20 protein-coding genes are annotated in these 19,987 nt (G+C 63.8%); 18 read left to right on the forward strand and 2 right to left on the reverse strand.

Going from position 1 to position 19,987, the window contains the following annotated elements; translation table 11 throughout:
* The first annotated feature begins 23 nt into the window (after positions 1–23).
* The 15 genes from bchL to ACP153_RS17255 all read left to right on the forward strand — a co-directional run bounded on the left by bchL (position 24) and on the right by ACP153_RS17255 (position 13,717).
* Complete coding sequence (bchL, locus tag ACP153_RS17185) at positions 24–923, forward strand: ferredoxin:protochlorophyllide reductase (ATP-dependent) iron-sulfur ATP-binding protein (protein ID WP_424972243.1); 900 nt, start codon at positions 24–26, stop codon at positions 921–923.
* A gap of 94 nt (positions 924–1,017) precedes the next feature.
* Positions 1,018–1,701, forward strand: a complete 684-nt coding sequence (bchM, locus tag ACP153_RS17190) for a magnesium protoporphyrin IX methyltransferase (RefSeq protein WP_424972244.1) — start codon at positions 1,018–1,020, stop codon at positions 1,699–1,701.
* A complete protein-coding gene (locus ACP153_RS17195; protein ID WP_424972245.1) occupies positions 1,698–3,143 on the forward strand; it encodes a PucC family protein in 1,446 nt (481 codons plus the stop codon). The genes bchM and ACP153_RS17195 overlap by 4 nt, the downstream gene beginning before the upstream one ends.
* A gap of 24 nt (positions 3,144–3,167) precedes the next feature.
* Positions 3,168–3,938, forward strand: coding sequence for a photosynthetic reaction center subunit H (gene puhA, locus ACP153_RS17200; RefSeq protein ID WP_424972246.1), 771 nt, complete (start codon positions 3,168–3,170; stop codon positions 3,936–3,938).
* Between the two features lie 23 nt (positions 3,939–3,961).
* Complete coding sequence (puhB, locus tag ACP153_RS17205) at positions 3,962–4,630, forward strand: photosynthetic complex putative assembly protein PuhB (RefSeq protein WP_424972247.1); 669 nt, start codon at positions 3,962–3,964, stop codon at positions 4,628–4,630.
* A 57-nt stretch (positions 4,631–4,687) separates the two neighbouring features.
* Positions 4,688–5,122: a photosynthetic complex assembly protein PuhC gene (puhC, locus tag ACP153_RS17210; protein WP_424972248.1), complete on the forward strand. Its 435-nt coding sequence runs from the start codon at positions 4,688–4,690 to the stop codon at positions 5,120–5,122.
* Positions 5,123–5,124: 2 nt separating this feature from the next.
* Positions 5,125–5,421 (forward strand): hypothetical protein, encoded by a 297-nt coding sequence (locus ACP153_RS17215; protein WP_424972249.1) that lies wholly within the window; start codon positions 5,125–5,127, stop codon positions 5,419–5,421.
* The gene (gene acsF, locus ACP153_RS17220) at positions 5,418–6,539 is read left to right on the forward strand and encodes a magnesium-protoporphyrin IX monomethyl ester (oxidative) cyclase (protein ID WP_424972250.1); all 1,122 of its coding nucleotides are present in this window, start codon (positions 5,418–5,420) and stop codon (positions 6,537–6,539) included. The genes ACP153_RS17215 and acsF overlap by 4 nt, the downstream gene beginning before the upstream one ends.
* Positions 6,539–7,324, forward strand: coding sequence for a putative photosynthetic complex assembly protein PuhE (gene puhE / locus ACP153_RS17225; protein WP_424972251.1), 786 nt, complete (start codon positions 6,539–6,541; stop codon positions 7,322–7,324). Before acsF ends, puhE begins: the two co-directional genes overlap by 1 nt.
* Before the next feature lie 206 nt (positions 7,325–7,530).
* Positions 7,531–8,745, forward strand: coding sequence for a 5-aminolevulinate synthase (hemA, locus tag ACP153_RS17230; RefSeq protein WP_424972252.1), 1,215 nt, complete (start codon positions 7,531–7,533; stop codon positions 8,743–8,745).
* Positions 8,746–8,837: 92 nt separating this feature from the next.
* On the forward strand, positions 8,838–9,278 hold the full coding sequence (locus tag ACP153_RS17235; protein WP_424972253.1) for a c-type cytochrome: 441 nt from the start codon (positions 8,838–8,840) through the stop codon (positions 9,276–9,278).
* 100 nt (positions 9,279–9,378) lie between these two features.
* Entirely contained in the window at positions 9,379–9,762 is a 384-nt protein-coding gene (locus tag ACP153_RS17240) for a c-type cytochrome (protein ID WP_424972254.1), read from the forward strand.
* 74 nt (positions 9,763–9,836) lie between these two features.
* A complete protein-coding gene (locus tag ACP153_RS17245; protein ID WP_424972255.1) occupies positions 9,837–11,660 on the forward strand; it encodes an ABC transporter ATP-binding protein in 1,824 nt (607 codons plus the stop codon).
* A gap of 91 nt (positions 11,661–11,751) precedes the next feature.
* Positions 11,752–12,969, forward strand: coding sequence for a glycerophosphodiester phosphodiesterase family protein (locus tag ACP153_RS17250; protein WP_424972256.1), 1,218 nt, complete (start codon positions 11,752–11,754; stop codon positions 12,967–12,969).
* Between the two features lie 154 nt (positions 12,970–13,123).
* Positions 13,124–13,717, forward strand: coding sequence for a VPLPA-CTERM sorting domain-containing protein (locus tag ACP153_RS17255; protein ID WP_424972257.1), 594 nt, complete (start codon positions 13,124–13,126; stop codon positions 13,715–13,717).
* Between the two features lie 53 nt (positions 13,718–13,770).
* Here ACP153_RS17255 and ACP153_RS17260 read toward each other — a convergent pair whose 3' ends face one another.
* Together ACP153_RS17260 and ubiG are read right to left on the reverse strand one after the other, a co-directional pair.
* Positions 13,771–14,325, reverse strand: coding sequence for a tetratricopeptide repeat protein (locus tag ACP153_RS17260; RefSeq protein WP_424972258.1), 555 nt, complete (start codon positions 14,323–14,325; stop codon positions 13,771–13,773).
* A gap of 85 nt (positions 14,326–14,410) precedes the next feature.
* Positions 14,411–15,160: a bifunctional 2-polyprenyl-6-hydroxyphenol methylase/3-demethylubiquinol 3-O-methyltransferase UbiG gene (ubiG, locus tag ACP153_RS17265; RefSeq protein WP_424972259.1), complete on the reverse strand. Its 750-nt coding sequence runs from the start codon at positions 15,158–15,160 to the stop codon at positions 14,411–14,413.
* 64 nt (positions 15,161–15,224) lie between these two features.
* On the opposite strand from ubiG, the gene pip reads away from it, so the two are divergent.
* The 3 genes from pip to acs all read left to right on the forward strand — a co-directional run.
* Positions 15,225–16,211: a prolyl aminopeptidase gene (pip, locus tag ACP153_RS17270; RefSeq protein ID WP_424972260.1), complete on the forward strand. Its 987-nt coding sequence runs from the start codon at positions 15,225–15,227 to the stop codon at positions 16,209–16,211.
* A 62-nt stretch (positions 16,212–16,273) separates the two neighbouring features.
* The gene (locus tag ACP153_RS17275; RefSeq protein ID WP_424972261.1) at positions 16,274–17,620 is read left to right on the forward strand and encodes an ABC transporter substrate-binding protein; all 1,347 of its coding nucleotides are present in this window, start codon (positions 16,274–16,276) and stop codon (positions 17,618–17,620) included.
* Positions 17,621–18,019: 399 nt separating this feature from the next.
* The coding region (gene acs / locus ACP153_RS17280) for an acetate--CoA ligase (protein WP_424972262.1) at positions 18,020–19,987 on the forward strand (1,968 nt) is incomplete at its 3' end.

Below are 19,987 nucleotides of genomic sequence, written 5' to 3' on the forward strand. Positions count from 1 at the left end.
CCGCAACAGAAAGGGACGACGACATGAGTCCATTGGATAGAGCACCCCCGGTCCTGAAGGGCCAGGATGGCGAAGGGTCCGTGCAAGTGCATCAGGACGCCTCGATGAAGATCGAGGGCGCCAAGGTCTTTTCCGTGTATGGCAAGGGCGGGATCGGCAAATCGACCACCAGCTCGAACCTGTCAGCGGCCTTTTCCAAGCTTGGCAAGCGCGTGCTGCAGATCGGCTGCGACCCCAAGCATGACAGTACATTTACCCTCACGGGAAGTCTGGTCCCCACGGTGATCGACATCCTGAAAGAGGTGGATTTCCACGCAGAGGAGCTGAGGCCCGAAGACTTCGTCTTTGAAGGATTCAATGGGGTGAAGTGCGTGGAGGCAGGGGGGCCGCCCGCTGGCACAGGCTGCGGAGGGTACGTGGTGGGGCAGACGGTGAAGCTTCTGAAGCAACACCATCTGCTCGAGGACACCGATGTGGTGATCTTCGACGTGCTTGGTGACGTGGTCTGCGGTGGATTCGCGGCTCCCCTGCAACATGCGGATCGCGCGCTGATCGTGACCGCGAATGATTTCGACAGCATCTACGCGATGAACCGGATCATCGCTGCGGTGCAGGCCAAGTCCAAGAACTACTCCGTGCGTCTGGCGGGCTGTGTGGCCAACCGGTCCCGCGAGACCGACGAGGTGGATCGCTATTGCGAGACGGTCGGGTTCAACCGGATCGCCCATATGCCCGATCTCGACGCCATCCGCCGCTCGCGCCTGAAGAAGAAGACGCTCTTCGAGATGGATGCGGAGGAGGACATCGTCGCGGTGCAGAAGGAATACATCCGCCTGGCCGAGACCCTGTGGAACGGGACCGAGCCCTTGGCCCCCGCGCCGCTGCCCGATCGCGAGATCTTTGAGCTGCTGGGGTTCGATTGATGGGCTTGGGTGTGCACCTCTTGTTTCCCAAGGTCAGCGGTCCTGTGCAGCAGGGCCGCGCCTGCGCGTTCAGCCCCGCGAGGAGGACGCGCTGATGGCGGCCTATGACCAAACCCTTGACCGGGTCGAGGATTACTTCGACCGGACCGCCACCAAGACGTGGGAGCGTCTGACCTCGGACGCGCCGGTCTCCAAGGTGCGCGCCACCGTGCGGGCGGGCCGGGACCGGATGCGCGATATCATGCTGTCCCAGATGCCAGAGGATCTGGCGGGCAAGCGCGTGCTCGATGCGGGTTGCGGCGCAGGTCAGATGACCGCCGAGCTTGCCGCGCGCGGGGCCGAGGTCGTGGCCATCGACATCTCGCCCAGCCTGGTCGAGATCGCCGCCAAGCGCCTGCCGGAGGCCTATCGCGATCAGGTCACCTTCACCTCCGGTGACATGCATAATCCCGAGCTGGGTGATTTCGATCATGTCGTCGCGATGGACAGTCTGATCTACTATGAGGCGGAGGATATCGGCGCCTCGCTGGCACGGTTCTGCCCCCGCGTGCGCCGCTCGGTGATCTTCACCGTGGCCCCGCGCACGCCGTTCCTGATGACATTCTGGAGTGTCGGCAAGCTCTTTCCGCGCGGCGACCGCTCCCCCGTCATGATCCCCCACGCCCCTGGCAAGCTCGCGAAAGCGGCCATGCAGAAGGGCGCGGAGGGCCAGCTGCGCGAGGTCGAGCGTGTGACCTCGGGCTTCTACATTTCCACCTGTCTGGAGTACCGGGCATGATCATCACCAAGGCGCAAACAAAGCGGCTGGCAGGGCGGTTCCTGCCCTTTGCCGACGCGGCGAGCGAACAGCTCCCGCTCGGTCAGCTGCTGCGCCTGAGCCTGTTTCAGGTTTCGGTCGGCATGGCCACGGTCATGCTGCTGGGGACGCTCAACCGCGTCATGATCGTCGAGCTTTCGGTGCCGGCGATGCTGGTGGCGGTGATGATCGCGATCCCTGTGTTGGTGGCGCCCTTCCGGGCGATCCTCGGCTTCCGTTCGGACACCCACAAATCCGCCATCGGGTGGAAGCGGGTGCCGTATATGTGGTTCGGCACCCTGTGGCAGTTCGGGGGGCTGGCGGTCATGCCCTCCTGCCTGCTGGTGCTGGGGGGCGATGTCTATATCGAAATCCCCTTTGCCGGAGAGGTGCTGGCCGCACTGGCCTTCCTGATGACCGGGCTGGGCCTGCATATGACCCAGACCGCGGGTCTGGCGCTCGCCTCGGACCGGGCCACGGATGAGACGCGGCCCCGGGTCGTGGCGCTCCTTTATGTGATGTTCCTTGTGGGGATGGGTGTCTCGGCGGTGGTGATCGGCTGGCTGTTGCGCGATTTCACTCCGATCAAGCTGATCCAGGTGGTGCAGGCCACGGCGGGCGCGACCTTGATCCTGAACCTGATCGCGCTCTGGAAGCAGGAGATTGTTGTTCCGCTCAGTGCGGCAGAGCGCGCCGAGCCGCGACCGTCCTTCCGGGCGGCTTGGGATGACTTCGCTGCCGGAGGGCGCGCCGGTCGTCTGCTCGTGGTCGTGTTCCTCGGAACCCTCGGCTTCAACATGCAGGACGTGCTGCTGGAACCCTATGGCGGCGAGATCCTGGGGCTCAGCGTGTCGGCCACGACCTTTCTGACGGCCATGTGGGCGGCAGGGGCGCTGATCGGCTTTGCCATGGCCGCGCGTTGGCTTGCGGCGGGGATCAACCCGTTCCGCATGGGCGGGCGCGGGCTGCTGATCGGGCTGCTGGCCTTCTCGGCGGTGATCTTTGCGGCCCCCATGAACTCCGACGCGCTCTTCTTTGCGGGCGCTGGCCTGATCGGTCTGGGCGGCGGGCTCTTCTCCGTCGCGACGCTGACTGCGGCCATGACCCTGCCCGCCGAAGGGCTCGCCGGGCGCGGGCTCGCACTGGGCGCCTGGGGTGCGGCGCAGGCCACGGCGGCAGGGGTTGGCGTGGCGCTGGGCGGGACCCTGCGCGACACGATCAACGCGGCCGTCAGCACCGGTGCCTGGGGCGAGGCGCTCAACGACCCGGCCACGGGCTACTCGGTGGTCTACCACATCGAGATCGGCCTGATCTTCATCACTCTTATCGCGCTCGGCCCGCTTGTGCGGACCCGAGCATCGACCCGTAACGACCATCCAACAGGGGAGACCGGCAAGATCGGGCTCGCCGATTTCCCGACCTGACGCCGGATACGAAAGGATACCTCCATGGAAGAGACATTCTTCGGCAATTTTGACCTCGCCAGCCTGTCGATCTGGCTGTTCTACGGGTTCTTTGCGCTGCTGATCTACTATCTGCAGACCGAGAACATGCGCGAGGGCTACCCCCTCGAGGATGATGATGGCGAGACCGCCGCGAACCAGGGCCCGTTCCCGCTCCCGAAGGAGAAGACCTTCAAGCTCCAGCATGGCCGGGGCGAGCTGACCCTGCCCGGCGAGGACTTCCAGCGGCGCGAGAATCTGGCCCTGCGCAAGACCGCCGAGGGCAATGGGTTTCCGATGGAGCCCACGGGCGACCCCCTTACGGATGGTGTGGGACCGGCCAGCTGGGCGGCGCGGCGCGACACGCCCGAGCTTGACGCCCATGGTCACCCGAAAATCGTGCCCATGTCTGCGGCAGACGGCTTCAGCGTTTCGGCGGGGATCGATCCGCGCGGCCTGCCGGTGCAGGCGGGCGATGACGAGATCGTCGGCCTGATCTCCGACATGTGGATCGACGAGGCGGAACAGCTCGTCCGCTTCCTCGAGATCGAGCTCGACGCGGCCTGGGGAGATGGCAAGCGCCTCGTCCCGCGCGAGATGGTCCGGATCAAGTCCGACCGGGTGAAGATCCGCTCGATCTACGGCAAGCACTTCAAGGGCGTGCCCAAGACCAAGTCCTCCCATCAGGTCACCCTGCTCGAGGAAGACAAGATCATGGGCTACTACGCGGGCGGCACCCTTTATGCCGATGAGTCCCGCCTCGAGCCGCAACTCTAAGACCAAAAAGGGAGCCTCTCGCGATGACAGACCATCACGACGATTTCCATGTTGAGCCTGTTGAAGGGCTCCCTGAACTTCCCCCGGAGGGGGAGGTGATCCTCTGGCAGGGCAAACCGAACTGGTGGGCCCTGGCCAAGGAAAGTCTCGCGCTGAAATGGGTGATGGGGTACTTCGTGTTCCTCGGTGCCTGGCGCTCCGTGGCGCTCATGGCGCAATACGACACGCTGACGAGCATCAAGGGCTCTGTGCCCTTCCTGATCCTCGGCTTGATTGTCTGTGTGATCCTGACCGCGATCGCCTGGACCCAGGCGGTGACCACCGTCTACACCGTCACCAACCGCCGGATCGCCATGCGGATCGGTGCGGCCCTGACGATCACCTACAACTTTCCCTATCGCTGGATCGGGTCGGCTGACCTCGACCTGCGCAAGTCCGGCACCGGGACCATCGCCCTGAAACTGACGGGCGAGACGCGGATGAGCTATCTCAACTGCTGGCCCCATATCCGCCCCTGGCATATCCGCAACCCGGAACCGGCCCTGCGCTGCATTCCGGATGCGGCCCGTGTCGCTGGCCTGATCGCGGAGGCAGCGGAATCCGCTGTCTTCAAATCGACCTCCTCTGAAACCGGCTCGAAAACCGCTGATGCGCAGACCGCATCGGGCGCGGTTGCGATGCCCGCAGAATAAGGACCCTTCGCGATGAACGACCCCGCAACCCATGAGCTTGCAAAGCGCGACAGGGAGATGATCCCGACGCTGCTCTTGCGTGCCATGCTGTTCCTGGTGCTCGCGTGCCTGGCGATCGTCGCCTATGCGCGCGTGACGGACAGGCCTCTTGAGGCCAAGTTCCCGGATCAACCGATCCTGGAGCAGCGTGAAATCCAGATCTTCGGCGAGATGAGCGGCGCGGCCCGCGTGCTCGACGGCGAAGGTCGCCTGATCGCCGATCTCAGCCCGCAGGAGGGCGGTTTCATCGCCGGCATGACCCGCGCGCTCGCCCGCGAGCGGATGAAGGTCGGTGTGGCCGAGACCGCGCCCGTGCGCATCGTCCGTTACGAGGACGGGCATCTGGCGCTGATCGACGATGCCACTGGCTGGGAAGCCCAGCTGATCGGCTTTGGCAAGGATAACACCGCCGCTTTCGAGCGGCTGCTCTACACCCCGATAAAGGAGGGTTGATCATGGGATTGTTCACCAAGACACGGGAGACGGCACCCTGCACGGTCTCCATCAGCCACCGCTTCGAAGAGCTGTCGGCCCATGTGAAGTTCAACAATGGCGCCGTGGTCTATCCGGGCGATGAAGTGCTCGTCCAGGGCCCCGAGATCATGGCCCCCTACGGCGAGGTCGTGTCCGAGGACCGCACCGCTGTCATCACCCGCGCCAGCGGTCTGGAGCGTCTCTGGACGCGGATGACCGGCGATCTCGAATTCATCGAACTTTGCGAATTTTCTTTCTCTGAGGAGGTCACGCTATGAACGTCCAGACCCCGGAGCGCCTGAACGGCCATCACTCTCCCGTCTCCAACCACGGTGTCGTCGACGACCAGATGACGTCCGAGAAGGCCACCGATGTGGCCATGCAGGACACTCTGCTGACACCGCGCTTCTACACCACGGATTTCGACGAGATGGATGCGATCTCGGTCGAAGACATCCGCGACGAGTGGGATCCGCTCATCGCCGAGATGGTGAGCGACCCGAACAAGGGCCATTTCAAGAAGAACGAAGACTGGGACACGGTCGATTGGGACGGGATGGAACCCGAGCTCAAGAAAGAGTTCATCGACTTCCTGATCTCCTCCTGCACCGCCGAGTTCTCGGGCTGCGTGCTCTATAAGGAGATGAAGCGCCGCGGGTCCAACAAGGACATTACCCAGCTCTTCCAGCTTATGGCCCGGGACGAGGCACGCCATGCGGGCTTCATCAATGACGCCCTGCGCGAGGCGGGCATCGCGGTGAACCTTGGCTTCCTGACCCAGCAGAAGAAATACACCTACTTCCGGCCGAAATTCATCTACTACGCGACCTACCTGTCCGAGAAGATCGGCTATGCGCGCTACATCACGATCTTCCGCCACCTGCAGGAGAACCCGGACAAGCGCTTCCATCCGATCTTCAAGTGGTTCGAAGAGTGGTGCAATGACGAGTTCCGCCACGGCGAGGCCTTCGCCCTTCTGATGAAGAGCGATCCGAAGCTGACCCGGGGCCGCAATGTGCTCTGGATCAAGTTCTTCCTGACGGCGGTCTACTCGACCATGTATGTGCGCGATCACCAGCGGCCCGCCTTCCATGAGGCGCTGGGCGTGGATACGGATTGGTACGGGCAGGAGGTGTTCAAGAAGACCTCCGAGATTTCCAAGCAGATCTACCCGATCACCCTAGACATCGATCACCCGCGCTGGATGCCGAACCTCAAGCGGATGGAGAAAGCCTCCCGCGATATGGCGGCGGCCAATGAAAAGGGCGGGCTCGGGGGCTTGCTTGGCAAGGCCTCGGCGGGGGCGCGTGCGGCGCTGGCCTTCGTGTCGCTCTACACCATCCCGGCGATCAAGCATGACGTGCCCGCGGACACCCGTCTCGAGCCCGCCTACTGATGTTCGCATCGCCCTGGATCGTCGCGCTATGCGCCATGTTTGTCTGGTGGTTCGCCACCGGGGCGATCCTGTGCATCGTGAAGAACGCCGACCGCCGGGGGCCCCAGGCCCATCTGCGGTCGGTGATCCTGACGGCTCCGGCGTTCTTCGTCGGGATCTACGGATTTTCCAGCACCCTCACGCAGCCCAGCGTGGCCGGGGTCTGGATCGCCTTTGGCTCGGCCCTCCTCCTCTGGGGCTGGATCGAGCATGCGTTTCTGGCCGGGGTGATCACCGGCCCGAACAGCTATGTCTGCCCCAAGGGCTGCCCGGAATGGGAGCGGTTCTTCCGCGCCTGGGGCACCATCGCCTATCATGAGATGCTGCTCTTGACGGTGGTCATCGTGATGGGGATCACCGCCTGGGGGGCGGAGAACAAGTTCGGGTTCTGGACCTTCGCGGTCCTCTTCGTGGCCCGGATCAGCGCCAAGCTGAACCTGTTTCTCGGCGTGCGGAAGATCAACACAGAGTTCCTGCCCACGCCGCTCGCCCATCTGCCCAGCCATTTCCGGCTGCGCCCGATCAACTGGCTCTTTCCCTATTCGGTGACCGCGCTGACCTTCGCCATGACCTGCTGGTTCGAGCGGCTCTACGCCGCCGAGACCGAGGCCTCCGCGGTGGGCTTCACCCTGCTTGCGGTCTTCACCGCGCTGGCGCTCCTGGAGCATTGGCTGATGGTCGTGCCCCTCCCCGATGAAAAGCTCTGGCGCTGGCTCATGCCGGCGGCGAAGGAGAAGCAGGGCTGATCCGACAGCCCTGACCTGCCGCAGCGATTCGGCGTCTGTGGCGGATACACCCTTCAAATCATGTCCAACCTGTGGGTGCCGTCGCGCGGTCTGTCTGGCCGCGCGCTTTCTCTGTGAAACCGGTACTTTTGGGTGTGTAAGTTTTAATTGACACTAAAAGTGTCTAACTTGTAAGATTTTCCGGATAAGACGGAGTGAGGACGCCCATGGATTTTGACCGCTTGTTTGCCGCCCAGCTCGATCAGCTGAAGGACGAAGGCAACTACCGGATTTTCGCCGAACTTGAGCGTGAATGCGGTCAACACCCCAAAGCGCAATGCCATGCCGAGGATGGCAAGCGGCAGATCACCGTCTGGTGCTCGAATGACTATCTCGGCATGGGCCAGCACCCCAAAGTGGTTGCGCGCATGCAAGAGGTGATCGGTCAATGCGGCGCCGGAGCGGGCGGGACCCGGAATATCTCGGGCACGAACCACCACCACCGCCTCCTCGAAGAGGAACTCGCCGATCTCCATGGAAAGGAAAGCGCGCTGCTCTTTACCTCGGGCTATGTCTCCAACTGGGCGGCGCTGAGCACTCTGGGGGCACGCCTGAAGGACTGCGTGATCCTGTCCGATGAGCTCAACCACGCCTCGATGATCGAAGGTATGCGCCACTCACGGGCGAAGGTGGTGATCTGGAAGCACAACGATGTGGCGGATCTCGACGCCAAGCTCGCGGCCCTGCCCGCGAACTGCCCCAAAATCGTGGCGTTCGAGAGCGTCTATTCCATGGATGGCGATATCGCTCCGATCGCCGAGATCTGCGATGTGGCCGACAAATACGGCGCCATGACCTATCTCGACGAGGTCCATGCGGTGGGCATGTATGGCCCGCGCGGCGCCGGGATCGCCGAGCGTGATGGCGTGATGGACCGCGTGACCCTGATCGAAGGGACCCTCGGCAAGGCCTTTGGCGTGGTGGGCGGTTATATCACCGGCTCCACCGTGCTCTGTGACTTCATCCGCTCCTTTGCCAGCGGGTTCATCTTTACCACGGCGCTGCCCCCGGCGGTGGCGGCGGCGGCCCAGACCTCGATCCGGCACCTCAAGGAGAGCAATGTCGAGCGCGAGGCCCAGAAAGAGCGCGTGGCCCAGTTCCGCGCCATGCTCGACCGGGCGGGGATCCCGCATCTGGACAATCCGAGCCATATCATCCCGGTGATGATCAAGGACCCGGTCAAATGCCGCCAGCTGTCGGATATCCTGATGGAGCAGTTCGGCATCTATGTGCAGCCGATCAACTATCCGACCGTGCCGAAGGGGACCGAGCGCCTGCGCTTCACCCCTTCGCCGAACCACACGGAGGCGGATCTGCAGCATCTGGTCAGCGCTCTCGAAGTTTTGTGGAAGCAATGCGCGATCGCGCAGGCCGTCGCCTAAGAGCGGGCTATAGTCCATAAGTGTGGTTGAACTTCACGCCTGTTTCGGGCGTATTGCCGCCATACGGTTAACTTGCCCCTCGGGAGGGAAACATGAAAACGACTTTCGTAGCTGCCGCCACGTTGGCCCTGCTCTCCGCTCCGGCTTTCGCCGATGGCCACACCGCCGCGAGCGGTGATGCCGCCGCCGGTGAGAAGGCGTTCCGCCAGTGCCAGTCCTGCCATGTGGTTCAGGATGCGGATGGCAACACGCTGGCTGGCCGCGCGGCCAAGACCGGTCCGAACCTCTATGGCGTTGCAGGCGCGACCGCCGGCAAGGTCGAAGGCTTCCGCTATTCCGACGGCCATGTGGCTGCGGGCGATGCCGGCCTCGTCTTCGACGAAGCAACCTTTGTGGCCTATGTGCAGGACCCCACCGCGAAGATCCGCGAAGTCTCCGGCGACGCCAAGGCGCGCTCGAAGATGTCCTTCAAGGTCCGCAAGGAAGCAGACGCGATCAACCTCTACGCCTATCTTAAGTCGCTGGCCGAGTAATCGCCGCGATCTGACCAAGGTTTGCACGCCCGGCCCTCGCGCCGGGCGTGTTGCGTTTGAGAGGGGGCGTTGAGGAATGCGTGTGCCTGTTCTGATCAGAGTGACCGGTTTTCTGGCGCTGACCATCGCGCCAGCGCAAGCCATGGAGGGCGATCCGGAGGCCGGCGCCCTCGCCTTTCGCCCCTGCATGACCTGCCATGTGACCGAGGCGCAGCCAGAGAGCTCGCGCGCGGGGCCGAGCCTGCACGGGATTGCGGGGCGCCGGGCCGCCGCCTTGGACGGGGTTCGGTATTCCGACGCGCTTCGGGCCGCCGGGGCGGCGGGCCTTGTCTGGGACGAGACAAACTTCACCGCCTATGTTCAGGATCCGGTGGGGTTCCTGCGCGCCTATCTGGGGGAGCCCCGGGCACGGGGGCTGATGCTGGTTCGGGTGCCGAGCCCTGAGGCCGCGCGGGACATCTTCGCCTATCTCGCGACCCGCTGAGCAGAGCGGCGCCCAGCCCCCGGCGCGACCTTGCGCGGCTTGACAGTGGCGCGCCCCTTGGCGATAGCCGATCCATGGCAGAGCCCAGCCCGACCCCGCAGACGACGCCCTCCGGCGAGACCTCCAAGGCCCGAAAGCCAAAGGAGAAGATGTTCACGCCCAAGGACAAGGCCAATATCCGCTGGTTCTGGGAGGGGTATCTGCGAGAGAAGCTGCCTTGGCTGATCCTCGTCTTCTTCATGGTGATCGCCCAGGGCGCGGTCTATCAGCAATTCCTGCGTCTGACTGAAAGCGGGCTGCGCGTGATCTTCGAGAGCGGCTCGGCCCAAGATCTCGTGATGGTCTGTCTGGCGGTCTTCGGCGTTTTCGCCTTCCGCGGCGTGATGAGCTATGTCGTGCCCCGCCTGAGCACGTGGATCGCGGCAGATGCAGTGGCCAAGCTGCGGCAGGACCTGATCCAGCACCTGATGGAGCTCGATCTCGCCTATTTCGAGAAAACTCCGCCCGCGACCCTGATCCAGAAACTGGTTGGACAGGTGGAAGGCGTCGGCCGGTTTGTCGGCCAGACCTCGGTCAAGGCGGGCCGCGATGTGGCCACCGTTGTGATCGTGTCGATCTATCTCGCGTGGCAGCAGCCGATCCTGTTCTTTGGCGCGGCGGTGGTGGTGCCGGTCATCATCATCGCAATGCAGTTCGTGTCGCGCAAAGTGAAGCTTGTGCAGGCCCAGACCGAGACCGCCATGCGCGACTATCTCGCGACCATCGACGAGACCATGTCGGGCATGCGAACGGTCAAGATCGCCGGGCAGGAAACCGTGGAGCAGGACCGCCTGCTGGTGTCCACCAAGCGCCTGCGCCGCCTGACGATCCGGCGGAACATGGCGCAGGCTGTGATTCTCCCCTGCATCGATTTCGCGGCGGCCTTTGCCTATATGCTCGTGATCGGTGGCGGCGGCTACATGGTGCTGAGCGCAAATTTCGAGGTGGATGGCGCCGGGATCATCGCGTTTCTGATCGGGCTCGTGCTGATCTTCGATCCGGGCCGTCGGATCGCGCAATTCACGGTCTCGCTTCAGGCCGCGCTGGTGCAATTGTCCCGGGTGCGCGAACTCTATGAGGAGAAGCCCTCGATCATCGATGCGCCGGAGGCCACCGAGCAGTTTGAAACCGGTGCGGATCTGGTCTTTGACCAGGTGTCCTTCGGCTATGAGGCCGACCGGCCACTCTTCCGGGATCTGTCCCTGACCTTTGGCGGCGGGAAGGTGACGGCGATTGTCGGGCCGACCGGGTCGGGCAAGACTACGGTGCTCAGCCTTCTGGGGCGGCTCTATGATCCCACAGAGGGTCAGGTGCGGATCGGCGACACTCCGGTGGATCAGATCAAGATCGCGGCCCTGCGCGGCGCTTTCTCGGTGGTGGCGCAGGATATCGTGATCTTCAACAGCTCGATCACCGAGAACATCCGCTACGTGAAACCCACGGCGAGCGAGGCAGAGGTGCAGGCCGCAGCCGAGGCGGCGGAACTGTCCGAGATCATCGCCGAGCGCGGGGATCTGCCCGTGGGGCCCAAGGGCTCCCAGCTTTCCGGGGGGCAGAAGCAGCGGATCGCGATTGCCCGCGCCTTCCTGCGGGACGCTCCAATCATCCTGCTGGATGAGGCGACCTCTGCGCTCGACCAGAAGACCGAAGACCGGGTGAAACGCGCCCTGGGGCGGTTGGCCAAGGGCAAGACAACGATCATGGTTGCGCACCGCCTGTCCTCGGTGATCGACGCGGATCAGATCTATGTGCTGGAAAGCGGCGCGTTGGTGGAGCAGGGCACACACGAGGCCCTTCTGGCGGAGGGCGGGCTCTATGCCCAACTCTTTGAGAGCCAGAAGCAAAGCTATTCGAAATAACAGCGCTGTCGTTCAGACTTCATCGCTTCGTCACCTGCCCGTCACACCGAGGCGTTCAAACCTGAGCGTCGCACCAAGACAGGGGATTTGAATGCTGCGTATTGTGACACTTCTTTCGACCGCACTCGCCACCGCACCAGCGCTGGCCGAGATGGCGGATGTCATCGAACTGGGCCCGCGCCCATATTACCTGATCGATCGGATGGTCGAGAGCCCGCTCAAGGATCAACTCGCTGCCTGCATGGGTCAGGAGCCGAAGCGGACGCTCTTTTCCATCGGGCACCGGGGCGCGCCGATGCAGTTTCCTGAGCACACGGTGGAATCCAACGTGGCCGCCGCGCGGATGGGGGCTGGGATCCTCGAATGTGACGTGACCTTCACATCGGATCTGGAGCTGGTCTGCCGCCACGCTCAGAACGATTTGCACACGACCACCAACATCCTCGCCACGCCACTGGCCGAGACCTGCGTGACGCCGTTCACGCCGGCCGATGGCGACAGCCCGGCCGCGGCGGAGTGCCGGACCTCGGAACTGACGCTGGCCGAATTCCGCACGCTTACTCCCAAGATGGACGCCGCCAACCGCGCCGCCACCACGGTCGAAGGCTATCTCGACGGGACTGCGGGCTGGCGCACGGATCTCTATGCGGGCGAGCCCACGGGGATCATGACCCATGCCGAGTCCATCGCGCTCTTCAAAAGCCTCGGCGCGAAGTTCACGCCCGAGCTGAAGACCCCCTCGGTGGAGATGCCCTTCAACGGATTCACCCAGCAGGACTATGCCCAGAAGCTGGTGGATGAGTACAAGGCCGCCGGGATCCCGGCCTCCGATGTCTGGCTGCAGAGCTTCAACCTCGAAGATATCCGGTACTGGATCGAGGCCGAGCCCGAGTTTGGCGCCCAGGCGGTCTATCTGATGGATGAGTACAACATCGACGGCTACTCGCCCATGGATGCCGCCACCTGGCCGAACACTATGGCCGAACTCAAGGCGATGGGCATCAACTACATCGCCCCGCCGACCTGGATGCTCGTGACCACTTCCGAGGATGATGGGATCGTACCCTCCACCCTCGCGCTGGAGGCCAAGGACGCCGGGCTGAAGATCATCACCTGGACCATCGAACGCTCCGGCCCGCTGGCCGCTGGGGGCGGCTGGTACTACCAGTCGATCTCCGATCTCACCACAAGCGATGGTGTGATGTATGAGCTGATCGATGTGCTGGCGCAGGATGTGGGGGTCGAGGGGATCTTTTCCGACTGGCCCGCGACCGTGACCTATTACGCGAGCTGCATGGGTCTCGACTGACCGACCCTATCGTTTCCCGATCATCCCCCGCTTGGCGACAGGCGGGGGATTGTCTTTGTGTGCACTGCCTATTGTGGCAGCACGGCGCCTAATTCTTGTCAGGTTTGTGGCTGGGCCCTAGTCTCGCCTTTGGAAGATTTTAGGAGTTTACTTGATGCGTTTCGCCCCTATTGCCGCCGCCGCCTTGCTGGCTTTTGTCTCTGGAGCCGCCAGCGCGGCCACGATCGAGGGGCCCACCCAGATCACCGCCTCCACGGATGTCCCCATCTGCGAGGCCATCTGCGCAGGCTTCGGCGCGAACATTGCCGAGATTGCCGATGGTGACAGCTCCAACTTCAACGGCTTTGCCGGGCAGACCGGTGTCACGGGCACCATCACGTTGGACCTGATCGGAGAGTTCAATCTGGAGAGCTTCACCCTCTTCAACGATCTCAATGTGCTGGCCGAAGGGGTCGAGACGTTTCAGCTGCGCTTCTTCGATGCGGCGGATGCGCTGATCTCCACCTCTGCCGTGTTCATCGCGCCGGTCGGACAGGTGGCGGGTGAGACCTATGAGTTCGCCGGTGAGGTTCTTGGCGTCAGCAAAGTGGAACTGGATGTGCTGAGCCTGCTGAACAACTCGCGGATCGAGATCCGAGAGGTTCTGTTTAATGGGGAGGAGGTCGCGCCGATCCCGCTCCCCGCGGGTCTGCCATTGCTGGGCGCAGGGTTGCTGGCCCTGGGGCTGGTCCGGCGCAAGCGCGGCTAGAACCTACAACACGGCCCGCTCCCGTCGGGGGTGGGCCCTGCGCAGCAGGTCACTTAGAAGAGCGGCCCGTATTTCCAGTTATCCGCGTCTGGCGTGACCTCGTCGAGGTTGTAATCCGCGCCCTGCAGGCGCTTGGCGATCTCCAGACCCTCCTTGGCGGCCTGATCCACATAGCTGCGCCCGAGCGCCTCGTCGCGGGCCGTGCCATGGCCGCGCATCAGGTTGAGCCCGTGGTTGAACTTGCCCACCGTATCGCCGGATTCCGCGGCTCTGCGGTCCCACTCAGCGGAGGCATCCGGGTTGTAGTCGCCGCCCAGCCCGTTGTTCTCGAGCTGGCTCATCCAGGTCATCGCCTTGGCATAGCCCGCCTCGGCGCAACGCCGGGTAAGCTGCCGTGCAAGCTCGTGATTGTCGTTCTTGGTGACGTTGATGCCGAGCGAGCAGGTCACGGAATCGATCACCCCCATCTCGATCTTGCGGGTGAGCATCTCGCGTCCCGTATCCTGCGGGTTCAGGATCCCGAGGTCATCCTCGACGGTCTGCGGGGGCTCCGCCCACGCCGCGCCTGCGAGAAGAAGTGCCGAAACTGTCAGAGTCAAAAGTCGCATATCAAACCCCTCTGGCACAGAAGGGTAGCAGCCCGGCGGGTGTCCGTCGCCCTGACTTTGGTCGTACGACCCTTTTTGCGCAGGCTCAGACGATGGGGCGGAGGGCGGCGGTGACGTAGTTCACGCTCAGATCCCGCTCGGAGATCGACCAGCTCTGTGCGATCGGGTTGAAGACGAAGCCCTTCTTGTCCACGGGCTGGAACCCGGCCTCGGATAACAGCTTGAACAGCTCGTCAGGCGTGATGAATTTGCGCCAGTCATGGGTGCCCTTGGGCAGCCAGCGCAGGACGTATTCCGCCCCGACAATGGCCAGCGCAAAGCTTTTAGGGGTGCGGTTCAGGGTCGAGCAGCACATGATCCCACCGGGTTTCAGCAGCTGGTTGCAGGCGCTCAGGTAGCTTTGCGGATTGGCCACATGCTCCACCACTTCCATGTTCAGCACCGCGTCGAACTGCTCGCCTGCTGCTGCCAGATCCTCCGCCGTGGTGTGGCGATAGTCGATCTCGAGCCCCGATTGCTCCGCATGGAGGCGCGCGACGGGCAGGTTGCCCGCAGCGGCATCCGCGCCCACCACCGTCGCCCCGAGCCGCGCCATGGGTTCGGACAAAAGCCCCCCGCCACAGCCGATGTCGAGGAGTCGCAAGCCCTTGAGCGGCGCCGGATCCTTCAGATCGCGCCCGTATTCCGCGGCGATCTGGCGGGTGATGTAGTCCAGCCGGATCGGGTTCATCAGGTGGAGCGGACGAAACTTGCCCATCGGATCCCACCATTCCGCTGCCATGGCCTCGAACTTGGCGACTTCGGAGGCATCGACGGTATCTGTCACGGTTGTCATGGACTTCTCTGTTGCAACTTGCGAAGGATGGGCTGGGTGGAGACGATTTGTATATAGGGCAGTAATGAGCAGAGCGGCGAGCCAAAAACGCGCGGCGGAGTATCTGTACCCGCCCCTCGATCCCTATGACCAGAGGGTATTGCCCGTCTCCGATGGTCACCGGATCTATGTGGAGCAATGCGGGAACCCCCAGGGGTTGCCTGTGGTCGTGCTCCATGGCGGGCCCGGCGGTGGCTGCAGCCCGGCCATGCGGCGCTATTTCGATCCGGACAGCTATCGCATCATCCTGTTTGATCAACGCGGCTGCGGACGGTCACGACCCCATGCCTCGGTCGAGTCCAACACGACCTGGCATCTGGTCGATGATATCGAGACGATCCGCAAGACCCTCGACATCCCGGCCTGGGACGTGTTCGGCGGCAGCTGGGGCGCGACGCTTGCGCTGATCTATGCGCAGACCTTCCCCGAACGGGTGACACAGCTGATCCTGCGCGGCGTCTTCCTGATGACCGAGGCCGAGCTCGACTGGTTCTATGGCGGCGGTGCGGCACAGTTCTGGCCCGATGTGTGGAAACGCTTCGTCTCCCTCGTGCCCGAGGAAGAGCGAGACGACCTGATCAGCGCCTATAACAAGCGCCTCTTCTGCGGCAACATGATGGAAGAGACCCGTTTTGCCCGGGCCTGGTCCGCCTGGGAGAACGCGCTGGCCTCGATCCATTCCGAAGGCCTGACCGGCGAAAGCCCGGCGGAATATGCCCGCGCCTTTGCGCGTCTCGAGAACCACTACTTCCTCAACAAGGGGTTTCTGGAGGAGGACGGTCAGATCCTGCGCGATCTGCACAAGATCGCGAGTGTGCCGGTGACCATCGTGCAGGGGCGGTTCGACATGATCTGTCCCCCGGCCTCGGCCTGGAAAATCGCCGATGCCTTGCCCCATGCGGATCTGCGGATGATCCCGCTGGCGGGGCATGCGCTCTCGGAGGCGGGGATCAGTGCCGAACTGGTGCGGGTGATGGACCGGCTGCGCTACGGACGGCGCGCTGCGGTGTGATCTATCGGAATCATCTGAAAAAGCGTTATATGGCCCTGTAACGATTGCCGCGCGTGAGAGACATGGATCACAGCACCCGACGGAAACTCCTGCAGACCGGTCTTGCCGCCGCCTTGCTTGCGGCAGGGGGCATGCCTGTCGCCGCGGGGGCGCGGCGCGGCGGGCGGCTGCGGATCGGGCTGAGCGGCGGGCCGGCCCCGGCCCATTGGGATCCACGCTTTGGGCCCGGGCTGTTCCAGATGGTCTCTGGCGCGGGACTGGCCTTTGACACGCTGACCGAGATCGCGCCCGATGGCCTTTTGCGCGGGGCGCTGGCCACGAGCTGGACCCCGTCCGAGGCAGGACGCGTCTGGACGCTCGACCTCGACCCCGAGGCACGATTTCACAGCGGGCATCCCTTTGACGCCGCCGACGCCATTGCGTCCCTGGATCTGCACAAGGCGCCTGGGGATGCGGGCTATGGCATCCGCAGCCTGATCGCCGAGATGCGCCTACGCGGGCCGCACCGGTTCGAGGTCGTCCTCCACCGGGCCAACGCCGATTTCCCCTATCTGCTGAGCGATCCGGCTCTGATCATGGGGCCCCGCCACAGCGCTGCGGAGGTGTTTCGCAGCGGTGCAGGAACGGGTCCTTACCGTGTGGCGAGCTTTGACGGAGCATCCCGCCTTCTGGTCGAGCGGGTGCCCGGGCATCCACGCACGAGCCAGGGGAATTGGTTCGATACGGTGGAGATCCTTGTGATCCCCCGCGCCGAAGACCGGGCCCGCGCCTTTGCCGAAGGCCGCGTGGATGTGGTGGATCGCCTTCCGCAGCCCTTGTCGGAGCGGTTGGAACGGGCCCATCGCGCCCAGACCATCGCGATCCCGGCCACGGATGCGCTGCGCTTTTCACCCGGGGTGGGCTGTGCCGCGGAACGCGCGGACGCGGTGATGGCCGCGCTCCATGACGGGCTCGACCGGCAGGCGCTGACAGCCGGTGATCCGCGTCTGTGCCTGGCGGCGATGCCCATGGCACCGGCCGCGCCCGGCGGCGCGATGGCGCCCGGAGGCCTGACCCTCTCGATTGATGGCGATCTGGGGGAGCAGGGCGCCCGTCTCGTCGCCCAGATCGGTCAGCAGATGGCCGCGCTCGGCCATCCCATGCGGCTGGCGGAACCCGGGCAGGCGGTGGACCTCCATGTGGCCCGGCTGACCACGCGCCCGACCCATGCCTGGACCTTGCTGTCGCTTTTTGGCGGCGAGGACACCGCGCCGACCACAGGTTCGGAGACCCCGGCGCAGCGGGACTACGTGCCCCTGCTCTCCGAGGCCAATCTGGTGGTTGCGGACTGGATCGGACGACCCGAGCCTCAGGCGCAACCCTGGTCCACGGGCCATGCCCGCATGGGTCAGCGCTGGTGGCGCGCCTGAATCACCGTCTCGCGAACCTGACAGATTCGCTTTTCCCCTGCCCGAAAACTGTTTCCAGCCCGAAATCGATTGATTGAAATCAACATGGTTTCCTCCGGGGGGCATACCCAGAAATCCTTACATGCGACTTAAGCGCCCGACGCGTTAGCCCTAACTGCGGCAACGCGCCATATTTCGATCCGCGGCTGCAAAGCCTTCGCCGCGTTGACTTTTCTCTCAAGCCCTTTGAATTGCAGCCAAATTCACCGCTGCGCAAAAAAATTTACAAACTCGGCCTTCACGCCGGAATTTCTTCACAGAAAAACTGCCCAAAAACAGGAGCTTGTTGTGAGCTTCACAAAGCGTGTTACGCCTGTGTCAGGAATTGTGGACGCAGTGTCTCAGGAGGGGATGAGCCAGATGACCGAGCAAAAACCAATCGAAGGCGGTGATATCGTGAAGCCAGTACCGGCGGAATTCGCCGCGTCTGCGCATATTGATGCCGCCAAGTACGACGCGATGTATGCGTTGTCGGTTTCTGATCCTGAGGGTTTTTGGGGGGAGCATGGTCGGTCTTTGGACTGGATCAAGCCCTACACCAAGGTGAAGGACACGTCCTTTGCCCATGACGATGTGCATGTGAAGTGGTTCGAGGACGGCACGCTGAACGTGGCGGCCAATTGCATCGACCGGCATCTGGCCACGCGCGGCGATCAGACGGCGATCATTTTCGAGCCCGATGATCCCGAGGAGCCGGCCCAGCACATCACCTACAAGGCGCTGCATGCCTCGGTCTGCAAGATGGCCAATGTTCTCGAGGAGATGGGCGTGCGCAAGGGCGACCGGGTCATCCTCTATCTCCCGATGATCCCCGAGGCGGCCTATGCGATGCTCGCCTGCGCGCGGATCGGCGCGATCCATTCGATCGTCTTTGCGGGCTTCTCCCCCGACGCCCTGGCCGCCCGTGTGAACGGCGCCGATGCCAAGGTCGTGGTCACCGCCGATTACGCACCGCGCGGCGGCCGTCAGACCCCGCTCAAATCCAACGCCGATGCGGCTCTGCTGCACACCAAGGACAGCGTCAAGATGCTGGTCGTGAAGCGCACCGGCGGTCAGACCACCTGGGTCGATGGGCGCGATTTCGACTATAACGAGATGGCCATGGAGGCCTCCGACCACCACATGCCCGTCGAGGTCGAGGCCGAGCATCCGCTGTTCATCCTCTACACCTCCGGCTCCACCGGGCAGCCCAAGGGCGTGGTGCACAGCTCGGGTGGCTACCTGCTCTATGCGGCGATGACCCAGAAATACGTCTTCGACGTGCATGAGGGCGATATCTACTGGTGCACCGCCGATGTGGGCTGGGTCACGGGCCACAGCTACATCGTCTATGGCCCGCTCGCCAATGGCGGCACCACGGTGATGTTCGAGGGCGTGCCGACCTATCCGGATGCGTCCCGCTTCTGGGAGGTCTGCGACAAGCACAAGGTCACCCAGTTCTACACCGCCCCCACCGCGATCCGCGCGCTGATGGCGAAGGGGCCGGAATTCGTCGAGAAATGCGATCTGAGCACCCTGAAAGTGCTGGGCACCGTGGGCGAGCCGATCAACCCCGAGGCCTGGAACTGGTATAATGACCATGTGGGCAAGGGCAAATGCCCGATCGTCGACACCTGGTGGCAGACCGAGACCGGTGGTCACCTGCTGACGCCGCTGCCCGGGGCCACGGCCCTGAAGCCCGGCTCGGCCACCACGCCTTTCTTCGGCGTGCAGCCCGTCGTGCTCGAGCCCACCACGGGCGAGGAAATCACCACGACCGAATGCGAGGGCGTGCTCTGCCTCAAGGACAGCTGGCCCGGCCAGATGCGCACGGTTTACGGCGACCATGAGCGCTTCGTGAAGACCTATTTCAGCGACTACAAGGGCTACTACTTCTCGGGCGATGGCTGCCGCCGGGACGCGGATGGCTATTACTGGATCACCGGCCGGGTCGATGACGTGATCAACGTCTCGGGCCACCGGATGGGCACCGCCGAAGTCGAAAGCGCGCTGGTCGCCCATGCCAAGGTGGCCGAGGCCGCCGTGGTCGGCTACCCGCATGAGATCAAGGGCCAGGGCATCTATTGCTACGTGACGCTGATGAACGGCGAAGAGCCCAGCGAGGAGCTCCGCAAGGAGCTGCGCACCTGGGTCCGCACCGAGATCGGCCCGATCGCCGCCCCGGACCTGATCCAATGGGCCCCGGGCCTGCCGAAAACCCGCTCCGGCAAGATCATGCGCCGCATCCTGCGCAAAATCGCCGAAGACGACTTCGGAGCCCTCGGAGACACCTCAACACTCGCAGACCCCTCCGTCGTCGATGACCTCATCGAAAACAGAATGAATAAG

Source organism: Dinoroseobacter sp. S76 (assembly GCF_049801095.1).
GTDB lineage: Bacteria > Pseudomonadota > Alphaproteobacteria > Rhodobacterales > Rhodobacteraceae > Dinoroseobacter.